The sequence below is a fragment of the Rufibacter sediminis genome (genome assembly GCF_014269285.1).
Lineage (GTDB): Bacteria > Bacteroidota > Bacteroidia > Cytophagales > Hymenobacteraceae > Nibribacter > Nibribacter sediminis.
This window is the reverse complement of record NZ_JACOAF010000045.1, coordinates 1-13,556: the sequence shown is the minus strand read 5'-3', so window position 1 is coordinate 13,556 and position 13,556 is coordinate 1. Positions and strand designations below refer to the sequence as shown.

10 protein-coding genes are annotated in these 13,556 nt (G+C 54.0%); 3 read left to right on the top strand and 7 right to left on the bottom strand.

What is annotated here, in order from left to right; translation table 11 throughout:
- Nucleotides 1–352: 352 nt before the first annotated feature.
- The 6 genes from H7U12_RS20470 to mfd all read right to left on the bottom strand — a co-directional run bounded on the left by H7U12_RS20470 (nt 353) and on the right by mfd (nt 10,861).
- The gene (locus H7U12_RS20470; RefSeq protein ID WP_186641652.1) at nt 353–1,501 is read right to left on the bottom strand and encodes a pyridoxal phosphate-dependent aminotransferase; all 1,149 of its coding nucleotides are present in this window, start codon (nt 1,499–1,501) and stop codon (nt 353–355) included.
- Between the two features lie 49 nt (nt 1,502–1,550).
- Nucleotides 1,551–2,129, bottom strand: coding sequence for a uracil-DNA glycosylase family protein (locus tag H7U12_RS20465; protein ID WP_186641650.1), 579 nt, complete (start codon nt 2,127–2,129; stop codon nt 1,551–1,553).
- A gap of 247 nt (nt 2,130–2,376) precedes the next feature.
- Nucleotides 2,377–3,330 carry a hypothetical protein gene (locus H7U12_RS20460; RefSeq protein ID WP_186641648.1) on the bottom strand — a complete coding sequence of 318 codons (954 nt, stop codon included), beginning with the start codon at nt 3,328–3,330 and terminating at the stop codon, nt 2,377–2,379.
- Nucleotides 3,331–3,843: 513 nt separating this feature from the next.
- Nucleotides 3,844–4,248 carry a response regulator gene (locus H7U12_RS20455; protein ID WP_186641646.1) on the bottom strand — a complete coding sequence of 135 codons (405 nt, stop codon included), beginning with the start codon at nt 4,246–4,248 and terminating at the stop codon, nt 3,844–3,846.
- Between the two features lie 24 nt (nt 4,249–4,272).
- Nucleotides 4,273–7,380 carry a PAS domain-containing protein gene (locus H7U12_RS20450; protein WP_186641644.1) on the bottom strand — a complete coding sequence of 1,036 codons (3,108 nt, stop codon included), beginning with the start codon at nt 7,378–7,380 and terminating at the stop codon, nt 4,273–4,275.
- 124 nt (nt 7,381–7,504) lie between these two features.
- Nucleotides 7,505–10,861: a transcription-repair coupling factor gene (mfd, locus tag H7U12_RS20445; RefSeq protein ID WP_186641636.1), complete on the bottom strand. Its 3,357-nt coding sequence runs from the start codon at nt 10,859–10,861 to the stop codon at nt 7,505–7,507.
- Nucleotides 10,862–10,965: 104 nt separating this feature from the next.
- On the opposite strand from mfd, the gene H7U12_RS20440 reads away from it, so the two are divergent.
- Entirely contained in the window at nt 10,966–11,238 is a 273-nt protein-coding gene (locus H7U12_RS20440; protein ID WP_186641634.1) for a hypothetical protein, read from the top strand.
- 220 nt (nt 11,239–11,458) lie between these two features.
- Here H7U12_RS20440 and msrA read toward each other — a convergent pair whose 3' ends face one another.
- Nucleotides 11,459–12,112 (bottom strand): peptide-methionine (S)-S-oxide reductase MsrA, encoded by a 654-nt coding sequence (gene msrA / locus H7U12_RS20435; protein WP_186641632.1) that lies wholly within the window; start codon nt 12,110–12,112, stop codon nt 11,459–11,461.
- A gap of 139 nt (nt 12,113–12,251) precedes the next feature.
- Here msrA and H7U12_RS20430 point away from each other — a divergent pair, with 139 nt between their 5' ends.
- The gene (locus H7U12_RS20430; RefSeq protein ID WP_186641630.1) at nt 12,252–12,521 is read left to right on the top strand and encodes a hypothetical protein; all 270 of its coding nucleotides are present in this window, start codon (nt 12,252–12,254) and stop codon (nt 12,519–12,521) included.
- A gap of 175 nt (nt 12,522–12,696) precedes the next feature.
- Complete coding sequence (locus H7U12_RS20425) at nt 12,697–13,050, top strand: hypothetical protein (RefSeq protein ID WP_186641628.1); 354 nt, start codon at nt 12,697–12,699, stop codon at nt 13,048–13,050.
- Nucleotides 13,051–13,556 lie beyond the last annotated feature (506 nt).

Here is a 13,556-nt window from a genome sequence, read left to right as displayed (position 1 = left end):
TTGTCACTTTTCTCCTGGATGAGAAAAGTAACCAAAAGAATCATGAAGAAAAGAAACTCGCTGACGCTCAGACAGTCTTTTCTTCACTTCTTATGACACCTCGCAGCCGTCCTCTGTTTCATAGGGAGCGTAGGCCGTTGCTGCTTGTAAAGTCACTGATCGCGCTGTCTCAGCACTGGGCTACGCATGCGGCCCAGTCCCGAGACAGCGCGGTTTCCGCTACTAGGTTGGAGACGCAGCAATGCCTGCATCGTCCTGCGGACGGGAGGTGCTTTAAGTCTGTTTTTGTAAAAAATGCCTCAAAACGCCTGTGCCCAACTCAGGACTCTGGACTCAAGACTCAGAACTACAACTAGAGTTGATTTAGCCGTTCGGCGGCGGCTCTCAAGGTTTCTTCTTTCTTCGCGAAGCAGAACCGGATGACGCCCTGGTCCAGGTTTTGGTGGTAAAAAACGGAGATGGGGATGACCGCTACGCCGGCTTCTTTGGTGAGCCACTGCGAGAACTCCACGTCTGGCAGATCAGAGATCTGGCGGTAGCGGGCCAACTGGAAATAGGTGCCGGTGCAGGGCAGCAGCTCAAATTTGGAGGGCTGCAGGAGCGAGGCGAACAGGTCGCGTTTCTGTTGGTAGAAAGCGGGCAGGGTGAGGTAATGTTCCTGGTTGTCTAAGTATGCCGCAATGGCGTGTTGCAGCGGCGTGGCCGTGCTGAAGGTGAGGTACTGGTGTACTTTCCGGAACTCGGTGGTGAGGGCGGCGGGCGCGATGCAGTAGCCTACTTTCCAGCCGGTGGTGTGGTACGTTTTCCCGAAGGAAGAGACTACAAACGACCGCTCGGCCAGGGCTGGCACGGTGAGCACGCTGTGGTGCGACTGCCCGTCAAATACCATGTGCTCGTAGACCTCGTCACTGAGAATCAGGAACGGGTACTGCTGGGTGAGAGTGGTAAGCGCGTCCAGGTCTTCTTTTTGCCAGACCGCGCCGCTGGGGTTGTGCGGCGAGTTGATGATGAACAGGCGCGTTTTCTGAGTGAGTTTTGCCTCCACCTGCTGCCAATCTACCCTGAAACCAGGAAACTGCAGGGGCACAAACACGGGCACGCCGCCGCTCAGCTCAATGGCCGGCACGTAAGAGTCATAGCAGGGCTCCAGCACCAGCACTTCATCGCCGGGCTGTACCACGGCCGCAATCGCTGAGAACAGGGCTTCGGTGGCGCCGGAGGTCACGGTGATCTCGGTGTCCGGGTTCGCGGAGTGGCCGTACAGCTGCTGCGTCTTCTGACTGATTTTCTGCCGCAGCAAAGGCAGGCCGGGGCTGGGCGCGTACTGGTTGAAGCCCGCCCGCATGGCCTCCGATACCAGATCCATCAGCTCCGGCGGACAATCAAAATCAGGGAAGCCCTGGGAGAGGTTGATGGCTCCGTATTGCTGAGCCAGTTGGCTCATGGTGGAGAAAATGGTAGTGCTGACGGAGGGCAGTTTGCTCTGTATCTGGATGTGCATGCGTTTCAGGCCTGTTTCTGTGAAAATAGGCAAAAAACACATCCCTTTTCTAGCCTGGCAACGTTGCCTGTACAATTTCCTGCAGGGTAGGCACCACCTCGCGCTCAAACCAGGGGTGGCGTTTAAACCAGGCAATGTTCCGGGGCGAGGGATGGGGCAGCGGCAGGTACCGGGGCAGATAGTCTTGCCAGGCTTCTACGGTTTGGGTGAGGGTGGCTTTGGCGTTTTTCCCCAGGAAGGCCCGCTGCGCGTACGTCCCGATGAGCAGCGTGAGCTGGATGTTGGGCAAGAACGGCAGCAACTGCGGGTGCCAGTGCTGGAAGCACTCGGGGCGGGGCGGTAGATCACCGGAAGGGCCGGTGCCGGGGTAGCAGAAGGCGGTGGGGATGATGGCCACGTGCTCCTCGTTGTAGAATTCATCGGGCGTGAGCCCCAGCCAGCTGCGCAGCCGTTTTCCGCTCTGATCATCCCAGGGAATGCCCGAGGCGTGGACTTTGGTGCCCGGGGCCTGCCCTACAATCATAAGCCGCGCTGAGGCAGCCGCTCGTAGCACCGGCCGTGGGCCGTGGGGCAGGTGCGCGGCGCACAGCTGGCAGGCTCTGATCTGGGGGAGGAGTTCTTCTAGCATGACGGGCAAATACGTTTTAAGGCAAATTTCTGAAAAAGAGGGCAAAAACAGCCATAAAAAAGAAGCCGACACCCAACGGCACCGGCTTCAGGAAGTAGGTAAGCTGTATCTATGCTTCGGGGTAACCATCAGCGGAGACCTCATCCTCCGGGAAGGCCCGGAGAAGTAAATAGGAGGCTACTACGCTGGTGACCGCAATGGCTATCATCAGGGCTCTCATCACAATTCTGGTTAGATAAACCGCTGATTAATAATAGCGCGGGTTGTTGTTGCGCGGGTGGCGGGAGGCATCATCGCCGGAGTCAGTCTCGTCTGACCAGCGCGGGCCCCGCTCGGTGCCGCGGTCGTTGCGGGAACGGTACTCGTGGTCGTTCCGGCGGTTGTCCTGGTCATAGCGGTTTTGGTCCTGATCACGGTGATCAGAGTTGCGGGAGAACATGTTTTTTACATCATGCCATACCTCACGCACGCCTTCGCCCATGTCGCCTAAGATGTCACCTTTGTCACGGTCGGCGCGGCGGCCGTTGTTGTCGGTGTAGCGTTGTTCTTCGTACCAGGTGTGGTTTCCGCTGCCGTAGCGGTAATCATCGTCTTTGTAGCGGCTGCGGGTTCCCGGGTACTCGTTGTACGGATTGTCATCTGGGCGGGGTAGTTCCTGGCGCACGCCGCGCGAGTCCATGTAGGCACCGCGGTAATAGTTCTCATTGGTGTCATCTAGCCGGCGCTGCTCAGAGATGCGGTTGTCTGAATGCACGCGGTCATGGCCCTGGCCATAAGAATCCTGACGGGCGTTGTAATTGCCGCGGCTGTCACCGTAAGGGGTGAAGTGCTCGTTGCCCTGCTGCGAACGGCCGCTGCCATAAGAAGAACCTCCCGACTGTGGGGTGCTGTTGCCGCGGCCATCGCCGTAGTTAAGGCTGTTGGGGTTGCGGTAGGCGCTGTACTCACTGTTGCCGTAGTGTTTGCTCAGGCTGGCGCCGCGGTCTGCGTTTGAGTTGCGTTGGTGCGAATCCTCGGGGAAGTGGTTCTGGTGCTGGTTGTGGTTGAACTGGTTTCCGCTGTGCCAGTTGTTGTCGCTTGACCGTTGCGGAGACTGATGGCTCTCGCGGTCGCGGTTATACAGCTCACGACCTATCTGGTGGTTCTGGGCATTCCCGTCCGGACCCGGGCGGAATTCTCTGCGTCTTTGGTTATCGTCCATGATTTCTGATTCAGTTAAATAAATAGCACATTAGATGCCTCTTAGGAAATAGGGACATGTACGTATGTGTACGATAGCCTTTCTGAAGGGTTAAGCCGTGCCCGTTTTCCGGCTTTGATTTTAAGACGACTTTTGCAGAAAATGCCGGGGCGGGAATGACGTGTGGATAACCTTTGAAGCGGAAATCAGTAAGTGGGAGAAATCATTTTTCAGCTTACTTTTCTATGAAACGATACTTACCTTTATTGGGTGTTTTCTTGTTGTTCTTTCTGGTGATATCTGGGTTTGCGCACGGGCAGTCTAAAAAAGGAACGTCTGTTTCTGCCGCTGCGCAGGCGGGGAAAACTACCACAATTTCTACTGGAATAAACGGGCGCTAGCGCTGCATCAGGGCATTTTCAATACCTGACTTACTTCCTTACCTCTTCAATTTATTTACACCAGGCCTATAGACAGAAGGACGGCTTTGTTTTACACAAAGCCGCCCTTCTGCGGTTTACAGGAGTCTTGTCTTTAGTTGAAATGCTGTTCCAGAATCTCGCGCACGTGAGCTTCTTCCAGGGGTTTGGAAATGTGCTGCTCCACGGCGTTGTATTTCTTCAGTTTCTCCAGGTCATAGAAACTGGCCGAGGAGGTGAGCATCATCACCAGAATGCATTTCTGGGCAGTAGCGGGTAACTGATGGTACTGGTCCAGGAACTCAAAACCATCCATGACCGGCATCTTGATGTCCAGGAACATAAGATCGGGGAGTGGTCTGCCGGCGGCAATTGCGTCGTTCAGAAACGTGAGGGCCTCTTCTCCGTTGGTTACCACTTCAATGTGCTCAGCGATCTCCATACGGGTAAGCAGCCGCTTGTTCAGGTAATTGGTGGTCTCGTCGTCGTCTACCAACAATATCAGGTTCAGCCTTTTCATAGAACAAATATAGATGGACTTACCTTAGTAAGCTTCGGTTTTAAAATAAATAGTGAAGGTGGTGCCTTCGTTCACCTGGCTGGCCACCTCAATGCGGCCCCCGTTCTTCTGGATGATGCGGTTAAGGATATACAGGCCCAGACCAGAGCCGTCTACGTGGTTGTGGAACCGCTTGAACATCTGAAACATCTTAGAGCCGTGTTTCTCCATGTCCAGCCCCATGCCGTTGTCCTGCACCGTGAGCACCACATAGCCGGGCTGTTGCTGCGTTTGGAGGTGGACCACAGGGGCGCGCTCAGGCGAACGGTACTTGACCGCGTTGCTGATGAGGTTATAGAAAATACTCTTCAGGTTAACGCGGGAATACACCAAACACGAAGCCTGGGTGAAATCACAGGTGATCAAAGCACCCGAGCTCTGGATGAGGTCCTGGATGCTGAGCTGTACCTCGCCTACCAACTCTGACAGAATAATCTCCTCCTGGTGCGCGTCAATTTCCTTCTGCACTTTCACGATCTCGGCCAGGTCTGAGATGGTGGCATTGATTTGCTTCAAGGACCGGTTGAACATGCTGATCAGAAGCTGCGCATCTGGGTCATGGAAGGTGGCCGTTTGGGTAAGCGCCTGGAAGATGCCGGCCATGTTGATGATGGGCAGCTTGAGGTCATGCGAGGCGGTATAGACAAAGCTGTCCAGGTCCTCGTTGATGCTGCGGAGCTCGCGGTTGGTCTGCTCCATCAACTCCTCGTTGCGTTTCTGGTCTTCTATGTCTGTGCAGGTGCCAAACCACTTGACAATGGTTCCTTCCTGGTCGCGTTGCGGCAAGGCACGGGCCAGAAACCACCGCCATTCCCCGTCAGAAGCCCGCTTGAAGCGGTATTCTACTTCATAGGGCTCACCGGTGCGCAGGGAGTGACGCCAACGGGCAAAGGATTTCTCCTGATCGTCAGGGTGCAGCAGGTTGTTCCACATGGTGGTACCCTTGCTCGCCTCCACGTCATAGCCGGTGTATTCCACCCACCTCTGGTTGAAGTAATCATGGTAGCCTTCGGGGTCAGTGGTCCAGACGAGTTGGGGCATGCTGTCAGCGAGGAATTGGAAGTTCTGGGTGCTTTCCTGCAAGTCCAGCAGCATTTGCTTCTGGTCCTGGATATCGGTGTGCGAGCCCACCCACATGTAGATAGTGCCTTCCTCATCGCGCACGGGAATGCCGCGTACCAGAAACCAACGGTAGGTTTCGCTGTTTCTGGTGCGCCAGCGGTTTTCCAGCACAAATGGCTCGCCGGTGCGGAGCGAATGGCGCCACCGGGAATGGGTAATCTCTATGTCTTCGGGATGGATGAAGTACTCCCAGCCCCAGCCGTTCAGTTCTGCCTGCGTGGTGCCCAGGTAGTCATACCATTGCTGGTTGTAGTAATCTATGTAACCGTCTGGGCGGGCGGTAAAGGTCATGTGAGGCAGAGCCTCCAGGATCTTGAGGGTACGCTCATGCGAGATTTTCAGTTCCTGGGCTAGTTTCAGGGCCTCTTCCTGCATTCTCACCTGCTCCGTCACTTCCACCACCAGCACAATAATGCCTTCCACTTGCTGGTGCTCATCAAAGAGGGGTTGGTACATGAAGTTGAAATACCCCAACTCCAGGGTGCCGTTTCCTTTCCGGTCTAAGTAGGCGGGGGTTTCTGTGCCTAAATGCAGTTCACCGGTGGCGTACACTTGCTCAATGATGTCGAAAAATCCTTGCTCTTCCAGTTCAGGCACTACCTGGCGGAAGGACTTGCCTACCGTGTCACGGCCGCCTACCAGTTGCTTGAATTGCGGGGTGGCGAAATCAACTATCCAATCCGCGCCTTTGAGCACGGCAAACTGCACCGGCGATTGCGACAGCATGCGCTGCACGTACTCGTCCCGTTCTTTGAGCTTCTGCTGGATGTCTTTCTGCTCCTGGATGTTGGTGTCAACGCCAATCCAGGCGCGAATGGTACCGTCTTCGTTCTTCAGGGGCGTGGCGCGCATGGTAAACCAGTGGTACTTGCCGTCTGAAGCCTGTTTTAGCCGGGCTTCGTTCACGTATTCCTGCCCCGTGGTCAGGGCTTGGCTCCAGTTGAAAATAGTGGAGTCCAGATCAGCGGGGTGAACGACCTTGTCCCAGCCTTCGTCTGGATTGGTGTTGCCGGTGTAGGCGTACCAGGCTTTGTTGTAGTAGTAGATGTATCCATCGGCGCGGGCTACCCAGGCTATTTCCGGGATGCCCTCCAGGAGGGCCCGCACGTGCTGTTCGCTGGCCTTCAGCTCAACGGCGTAGCGGTTTTTCTCGGTGAGGTCTACCATGGCCCCAATCATGCGCAGCGGGGTTCCGTTGGCATCTCGGGAAATGGTGCCTCGGTCTAAGATATCGGCGTAGGTGCCGTCTGCCTTTAAGAAACAGTACTCATCCTGCCAGTTGGTGCCGCCGCTGTCTATGACCTGGTGAATGCCGTCTACAATGCGTTGAGCGTCATCTGGGTGGATACGGCCGTACCAGGAGTTGACATCGTGCTCAATGTCTTCGTCTCTGTAACCAAAGATGACTTTAAAGCCTTCGTTCCACCAAACGGTGTTCTGGAGCAGATTCCAGTCCCAGATGACGTCATTGGTGGTTTGGGCAATCAGCTCAAACCGCTCCAGGTTCTGCTGGGCTTGCTGCGTTTGCCTTTCGGTTTCTTCCAGGTTTTTTACCTGCTGGGTCACATCCTCAGATTCATGAATCAGATAAAGGACGTTGCCGCTAGCGTCTAAGACCGGGGTGTTGGAGGGCTGCCAGTATTTTTCCTCAAAGCCCCCGCCCAACTCCTCTGGCTTGGTCACGTCATAGCGCTGGAGCGCCATTTTATGGGGCACTTTGTTGTCGCGGGCGAACTCAAGCGATTGCCGCCAGTTGAGCACCCCATCGGCCGAGGCCAGGTCTGGGTTGTCCGGGAATACCTCAAACAGGTACTTGCCCAGGATAGACCGGTCTTTGAACGTGGACGTCAGGTAGGCGTCACTGGCTTCCACGATGGTGAAATCTGGGGAGACCACAATATAGAGCCTCGGCAACGCCCTGAAGATAGAAAGGATATCCAGGGTAGTAGGAGAGGCTGTAGAGGAGTTCATGGACAATGCGTTCAAAAGTTCTTGTAAGGATAACGGAAGCTACCCGTTCTGCAATTCAAAGGCAAACAGAGAAAGAGGTCTTTTGTTTTGGGGCCACTTTTGAAAAAGTGGCCCCAAAACAAATTTATGCCTGCATATCGGCAAAAATGCCTTTGGCCTGTTCCAGCGTGGAGACATCTTCTACGGTCACAATCAGCTTGTCTTTGGCTTCTTTCAGGCGGGAGCGGCGCGGATGCTGCTGCACGTACTGTAAAATGCGGCTAAAAGTTTCTGACTGGAAGAAAGCCTCATTGTTGTGGCTGGGAATGTACCCCTTGAGCGTGTCTTTCTTGAGCGTGAGCTTCTCAAAACCCAGATGGCAGGCTTCCCAGCGCATTTTCACAATGTTCACCAACTGGTCTACTTCGGGCGGCATCGGCCCGAAACGGTCTACCATGCCCTCCACTATTTTCTCCAGGCTTTCCAGGTCTTTTACGCGGTCCAGCTTGCTGTACATCTGCAAACGTTCAGAGATGTTGCTGATGTAAGAGTCTGGGATAAGGATTTCTAGGTCCGTTTCCACGGAACACTCCCTCACCGGCTCCAGCAGTTTATCGGCTTCCAGGTCTTTGAAGAACAGGTCCCGGAATTCGGTTTCCTTCAGTTCCTGCACGGCCTCGTCCAGAATCTGGTGGTACGCCTCAAAACCCAGGTCATTGATGAAACCGCTCTGCTCGCCACCCAGCATGTTTCCCGCGCCGCGGATGTCCAGATCACGCATGGCAATCTTGAAGCCTTCGCCTAGATCAGAGAATTCTTCCAGGGTGCTCAGGCGTTTGCGGGCATCGGAAGGCAGGCCGGAAACCGGCGGGGTTAATAGGTAGCAGTATGCTTTCTTGTTGGAACGGCCCACGCGCCCGCGCATCTGGTGCAAATCGCTCAACCCGAACATGTGGGCGCGGTTGATGAGAATGGTGTTGGCGTTAGCGATATCCAGCCCGCTTTCAATAATATTGGTACTCACCAGTACGTCATAATGGCCTTCCACAAAGCGCATCATACGTTTCTCCAACTCTTCAGGGTCCATCTGGCCGTGGGCGTACGTCACCTTGGCATCGGGTACCAGTTTCAGGATGAGGTTGGCCATTTCCTCTATGTCTGAGATGCGGTTGTGCACGAAGAAGACCTGTCCTTTGCGCTTCAACTCATAGGCTACGGCGTCCCTGATGAGGGTATCATCAAACACATGCAGTTCGGTTTGTACCGGCTGGCGGTTGGGCGGCGGCGTGGCAATCACGGAAAGGTCACGGGCGCCCATCAAAGAGAAGTGTAGCGTACGCGGAATAGGGGTGGCGGTGAGCGTGAGCGTGTCTACGTTTACCTTGATTTCCTTCAGTCTATCCTTTGTTTTTACCCCGAATTTCTGTTCCTCGTCAATAACCAATAAGCCCAGGTTCTTGAACTTGACATCTTTGCTGGCCAGGCGGTGCGTGCCAATGAGAATATCGGTTTTGCCTTCGGCTACCCTTGAAAGGGTTTCCTTTATTTGCTTGGTGGTCTTGAAGCGGTTAATGTACTCCACGTTCACCGGGAAGGCTTCTAACCGGTCCCGGAACGTTTTGTAGTGCTGCATGGCCAGAATGGTGGTAGGCACCAGTACGGCCACCTGCTTGCCATCACAGGCCGCTTTGAACGCTGCCCGTATGGCCACCTCGGTTTTCCCGAAGCCCACGTCTCCGCACACCAGACGGTCCATGGGATGGGGTTGCTCCATGTCGTTTTTGACGTCCTCTACCGCTTTGCCTTGGTCTGGGGTGTCTTCGTAAATAAAAGAGGACTCCAACTCTGCCTGTAGGAAGCCATCTCTGGAGTAGGCGTAACCGGGCGCTTTCTTGCGTTTAGCGTACAAAGAAATCAGTTCGGCGGCAATGTCTTTGACTTTGCTTTTGACCTTTTTCTTCTTGTTTTCCCACTCTGGCGAGCCTAGTTTGCTCATGGTGGGCGGCGTACCTTCTTTGCCGGTGTATTTAGAGATTTTGTGCAGCGAGTGGATGCTCACGTACAGCAAATCATCGTCGCGGTAAATGAGCCGAATGGCTTCCTGCATTCTGCCGCCCACTTCTACTTTCTCCAGCCCCGCAAACCGCCCGATGCCGTAGTCCATGTGCGTGACGTAATCGCCGGGCTTGAGCGTGCGGAGTTCCTTTAAGGTAAGCGCTTTGGATTTAGAGTAGCCTTCGCGGGTTTTGTGCTTGTAGAAACGCTCGAACAGCTGATGGTCTGTGTAGCAGACGAGTTTTACTAAATCATCCACGAAACCCTCGCGCAGCGCCAGCATCAGGTGATGGAACCGAACATCATGGTCCAGTTCGTCAAAAATGGTGGTCAATCTATCGGCTTGGCGCGGCGACTCGGCGGCGATGACGTTCACGTAGCCGTTGCTCTGGTTTTCGTGCAGGTTGGCTACCAACCGTTGGAAATCTTTGTTGAACGAAGGTTGCGGATGCGCCTGAAACTGCACCACTTCTGCGTTGCGGAAGTTGAACCGCTTGCCGAACTCCACCAGCGTGAACGTTTCCAGGGCCTTTTTGAAAGACTTGCCCGATTCGAACAAATCCTCTGGGTTGGAGACAATCTGCACGCCTGCGCTGGCCTCCAGCATCTCCTGAAAAGACTGCTCAGCCTTCTCATAAGACTCCGTGACCACCTCTATGGTGTGCCGGTAATCTTTGACCCAAACCACGCTGTTTTCAGGAATAAAGTCCAGAAACGACTCGCGGGTTTCCTGCAGCAGTTTGGTCTGCACGTTGGGGATGATGGAAATCTGCTTTTTCTGCTCCACGCTGAGCTGCGTGTTGGGGTCAAACGTCCGGATGCTTTCAATCTCATCACCGAACATCTCCAGACGGAACGGCAGCTCGTTCGCGTACGAGAACACGTCCACGATGCCCCCGCGCACGGCGAACTGGCCGGCCTCGTACACAAAATCGGTACGCTCGAAGTCATAGCTGGCCAGCATCTCCGTCAGGAAATTCACGTCCAGTTTTTCGCCCACCTTCGCGCCCAGCGTGTTTGCCACCAGAGATTTCTTATTGATGACTTTTTCGGTCAGCGCCTCGGGGTAGGTGACAATCATGGCACCCGCCCCGGCGCGGTTGTTCAGGCGGTTGAGCACCTCGGCGCGCAGCAGGATGTTGGCGTTCTCGGTGTGGTCAAACTGGTAGGCGCGCTTGTACGAGCTGGGGAATAAAAGCACTTCCTGGCCTTCTTCCAGTAGGTTGGAAAGGTCGCTGTAAAAGTAGGCGGCCTCCTCGCGGTCATGCAGCACGAACAGGTAGGTGCCGGGCTGCATGGTTTGCAGGGCAGACGCCACCACGGCGTCCAGGCTGCCCACCAGCCCTTTGAGTTGTATATGTTGAGGTTCAGGAGTCTGCAGGCGTTGGGCCACGGTTTGCACCACGGGGTCTTGCCGGTACAGCTCCAAAAATTGCGTTGCTTTCAAGGGTAAATCTTTTCTAGAAAAACAGGGGCAAAGCTAGCCATTCTTGCCGGTTACTGGAAACGAACCTGTGCAAGGGTTAGTTGCCGAATTCACTGAGGGATTGAATGATGGAGAGATTGAATGAGTGGGAGAATAAAAGCTGGTCTGTTTACCGCCTGATTTCGGAAAAGCAGGTCAAAAACGCTCTGAGTTCTTCTGAATCACATTTCCCCCGTTTCTACTGCGGCTTTTTGCTGTTCGGGATTTGTAATCCCGAACCATTGAGAAGCGGATTTTTAATCCGCCGTGAGCCGCGGTTAAAAAATTGTGCAGGGGGATTACAAATCCCCTTCTCGCAGCTTTCGGATTATAAATCCGAAAGAGCTTTAGAGCTTTAGCGGTACGTTACCGGAAAGTTTTCGGCGTAGACACTCGCAAGGTCCTCCGGACACTTCGAGGTCTTTGAGCAGGCGGTATAGCGGCTGGGAGACCTAGAACTTCTCTTCGGTCTGTCTTGTAGCAAGCCGAAGAGAAGCACATAAGAGCATGGAAAATCAGCACATCTTCTAATCGCCCAATCTTCTAATCTTCAAATCGCCCCATCTTCAAATTCCCAAATTACTCGTCCTTCAACTTGCCTTCCATCTTCTTTTTGAATTTCTCCACTTTGGGGGTAGAGACGGCGCGCATGTAGGGGTTGTTGGGGTTGTGGCGGTAGAAATCCTGGTGCTCTTCCTCGGCGGGGTAGAACTCTTTGAGGGCGGCTACTTCGGTCACAATGGGGGCCTGGAAAGCCCGCGCGGCGTTCAGTTTCTTGATGTAGGCGTCAATCTGGGCCTTTTCTTGCGGAGTGCGGTAGAAGATGGCCGAGCGGTACTGGGTTCCTTCGTCGGGGCCCTGGCGGTTGAGCGTGGTGGGGTCATGGGCCGCGAAGAAGGCTTCCAGCAGCGTTTCATAAGACACCACCTTAGGGTCATAGGAGATCTGGACGGCTTCGGCGTGGCCGGTCAGGCCGGTGCTCACTTGCTCATAGGTGGGGTTCTTGGTGGAACCGCCGGTATAACCCGAGACCACCGTGTAAACGCCTTTCAGCTTCTCGGCGGCTTCTTCAGTGCACCAGAAACATCCGCCGGCAAACGTGGCCACGGCCAGGCTGTCGGGCGCGGGAGCAGAGGTGGGCTTGGTTTGGGCAGCGGCTTGTTTTTCTTTCCGGCTTTGGGCGCAGGAAGTGAAGGTGAGCAGGAATATAAAGGCAAAAGAAAGAAGTCTCATAGAAGTGAATCGTTCAGGAAAGTGCATACAGGTAAAACCATAAAGGTAGGGTATAAGTTTCGGGCAGAGGATGGCGCTGGGTGGTAACTTTTTGGAAACGGGCCGGTACAAAGAGGAGTACACCAATCATCTCTAACCTATGGCAGAATCAGCGAAAACCACCACCGATCACGAGACCATCAAGAAATGGGCCGAGGCCCGCCAAGGCAAACCCGCTACCGTGAAAGGCACCGGCAAAGGCGAGGAAGCCGGCTTGCTGCGCATCAATTTCCCGGGTTACGCCGAGGACAACCTGGAAGACATCAGTTGGGAGGAGTTTTTTGAGAAGTTTGAGGAGAAGAAGCTGGCCTTCCTGTACCAGGACGAAAAAGACAGCCATTTTTCCAAGCTCGTGAATCGGGAGAAATAATCCGGGTGCTATCTTTCTTTAAGCGTTTCTGGCCTTTTTTGAAAAAGGAGGCCAGAAACGCTGTTTTTATGACTTTCACGTGGGAGATGAGAAATATCATTCATTTTTATTTGGACTGATTCTAAAGAGAGGCTATTTTTGCAGTGTTCCTTTTGAGCAACCAGCCGCTTCGCTTATGCCAACTCCTCCCAACCTGCAAGAATTATTCCGGACTGTTTACGGTGCGGTGTACCAGTGTAATCGGTATAACTGTTATTTCGTGGAGTTTGCGGGCGGCATCTCGCCCTTCAAGGTGAAAGATTTCCTGGTGCTGAAACAGCACGTGGAGGCTATAAACGTAGAGGCAATGGTACACGACCCTTCCCGCGCGTCGGATGTGCACGTGCTGATGCCGTACCGCTCTGAGCGCTGCTTCGTGCTGACCTTGACGGATGTGCTGCACTTTCAGGAGTTGCTGCAAGGCGCCAAGGCCATGATGTCGTTGAACAGCCTGTTGCAGGAGTGCCTGTATGCTCCGGCGGTGTTCTAGTCTTTTATTTTTTTTATTGTTCCTGTTGAAGAGCTCCTTTTGATTAAAGAGCTCTTTTATTTTAAAAGGCCCTTCTATTTAGAGATTGTAATCATCTTCTCTATATCATGGTTCAAGCTTATATCATGGTTCAAGCTTTTAACTTGGACCTACCATGAGCTGAAGTTTGCAACTTCAGTGTGGCGCTAGCCTCAGAGGCATTCGTGTGCGCTGTATCTCGATATGAACTCTCCTTGATGGCACTTTATCACCCTCTATGGCGCGGATTTACTTTAATGCCTTTCCTTCTTCTTATCAGCTGTTGAGCGACCAACCCGCCCGCCGTTGTTGGTGTTCTCACCAACAACCATGACTACCGCTCCGATTAGCATCTCGCCATTACTCTTCTATTTCCGTCCTGCAAGCCTTGAGGCTGGAATCGCGGTCTGCCCGCGTTTGTCACTTTTCTCCTGGATGAGAAAAGTAACCAAAAGAATCATGAAGAAAAGAAACTCGCTGACGCTCAG

What these genes read in the sequence shown, in the direction of transcription:
- H7U12_RS20470 (WP_186641652.1), bottom strand. Translation starts at nt 1,501, where the DNA reads ATGCACATCCAGATACAGAGCAAACTGCCCTCCGTCAGCACTACCATT.
- H7U12_RS20465 (WP_186641650.1), bottom strand. Translation starts at nt 2,129, where the DNA reads ATGCTAGAAGAACTCCTCCCCCAGATCAGAGCCTGCCAGCTGTGCGCC.
- H7U12_RS20460 (WP_186641648.1), bottom strand. Translation starts at nt 3,330, where the DNA reads ATGGACGATAACCAAAGACGCAGAGAATTCCGCCCGGGTCCGGACGGG.
- H7U12_RS20455 (WP_186641646.1), bottom strand. Translation starts at nt 4,248, where the DNA reads ATGAAAAGGCTGAACCTGATATTGTTGGTAGACGACGACGAGACCACC.
- H7U12_RS20450 (WP_186641644.1), bottom strand. Translation starts at nt 7,380, where the DNA reads ATGAACTCCTCTACAGCCTCTCCTACTACCCTGGATATCCTTTCTATC.
- H7U12_RS20440 (WP_186641634.1), top strand. Translation starts at nt 10,966, where the DNA reads ATGATGGAGAGATTGAATGAGTGGGAGAATAAAAGCTGGTCTGTTTAC.
- msrA (WP_186641632.1), bottom strand. Translation starts at nt 12,112, where the DNA reads ATGAGACTTCTTTCTTTTGCCTTTATATTCCTGCTCACCTTCACTTCC.
- H7U12_RS20430 (WP_186641630.1), top strand. Translation starts at nt 12,252, where the DNA reads ATGGCAGAATCAGCGAAAACCACCACCGATCACGAGACCATCAAGAAA.
- H7U12_RS20425 (WP_186641628.1), top strand. Translation starts at nt 12,697, where the DNA reads ATGCCAACTCCTCCCAACCTGCAAGAATTATTCCGGACTGTTTACGGT.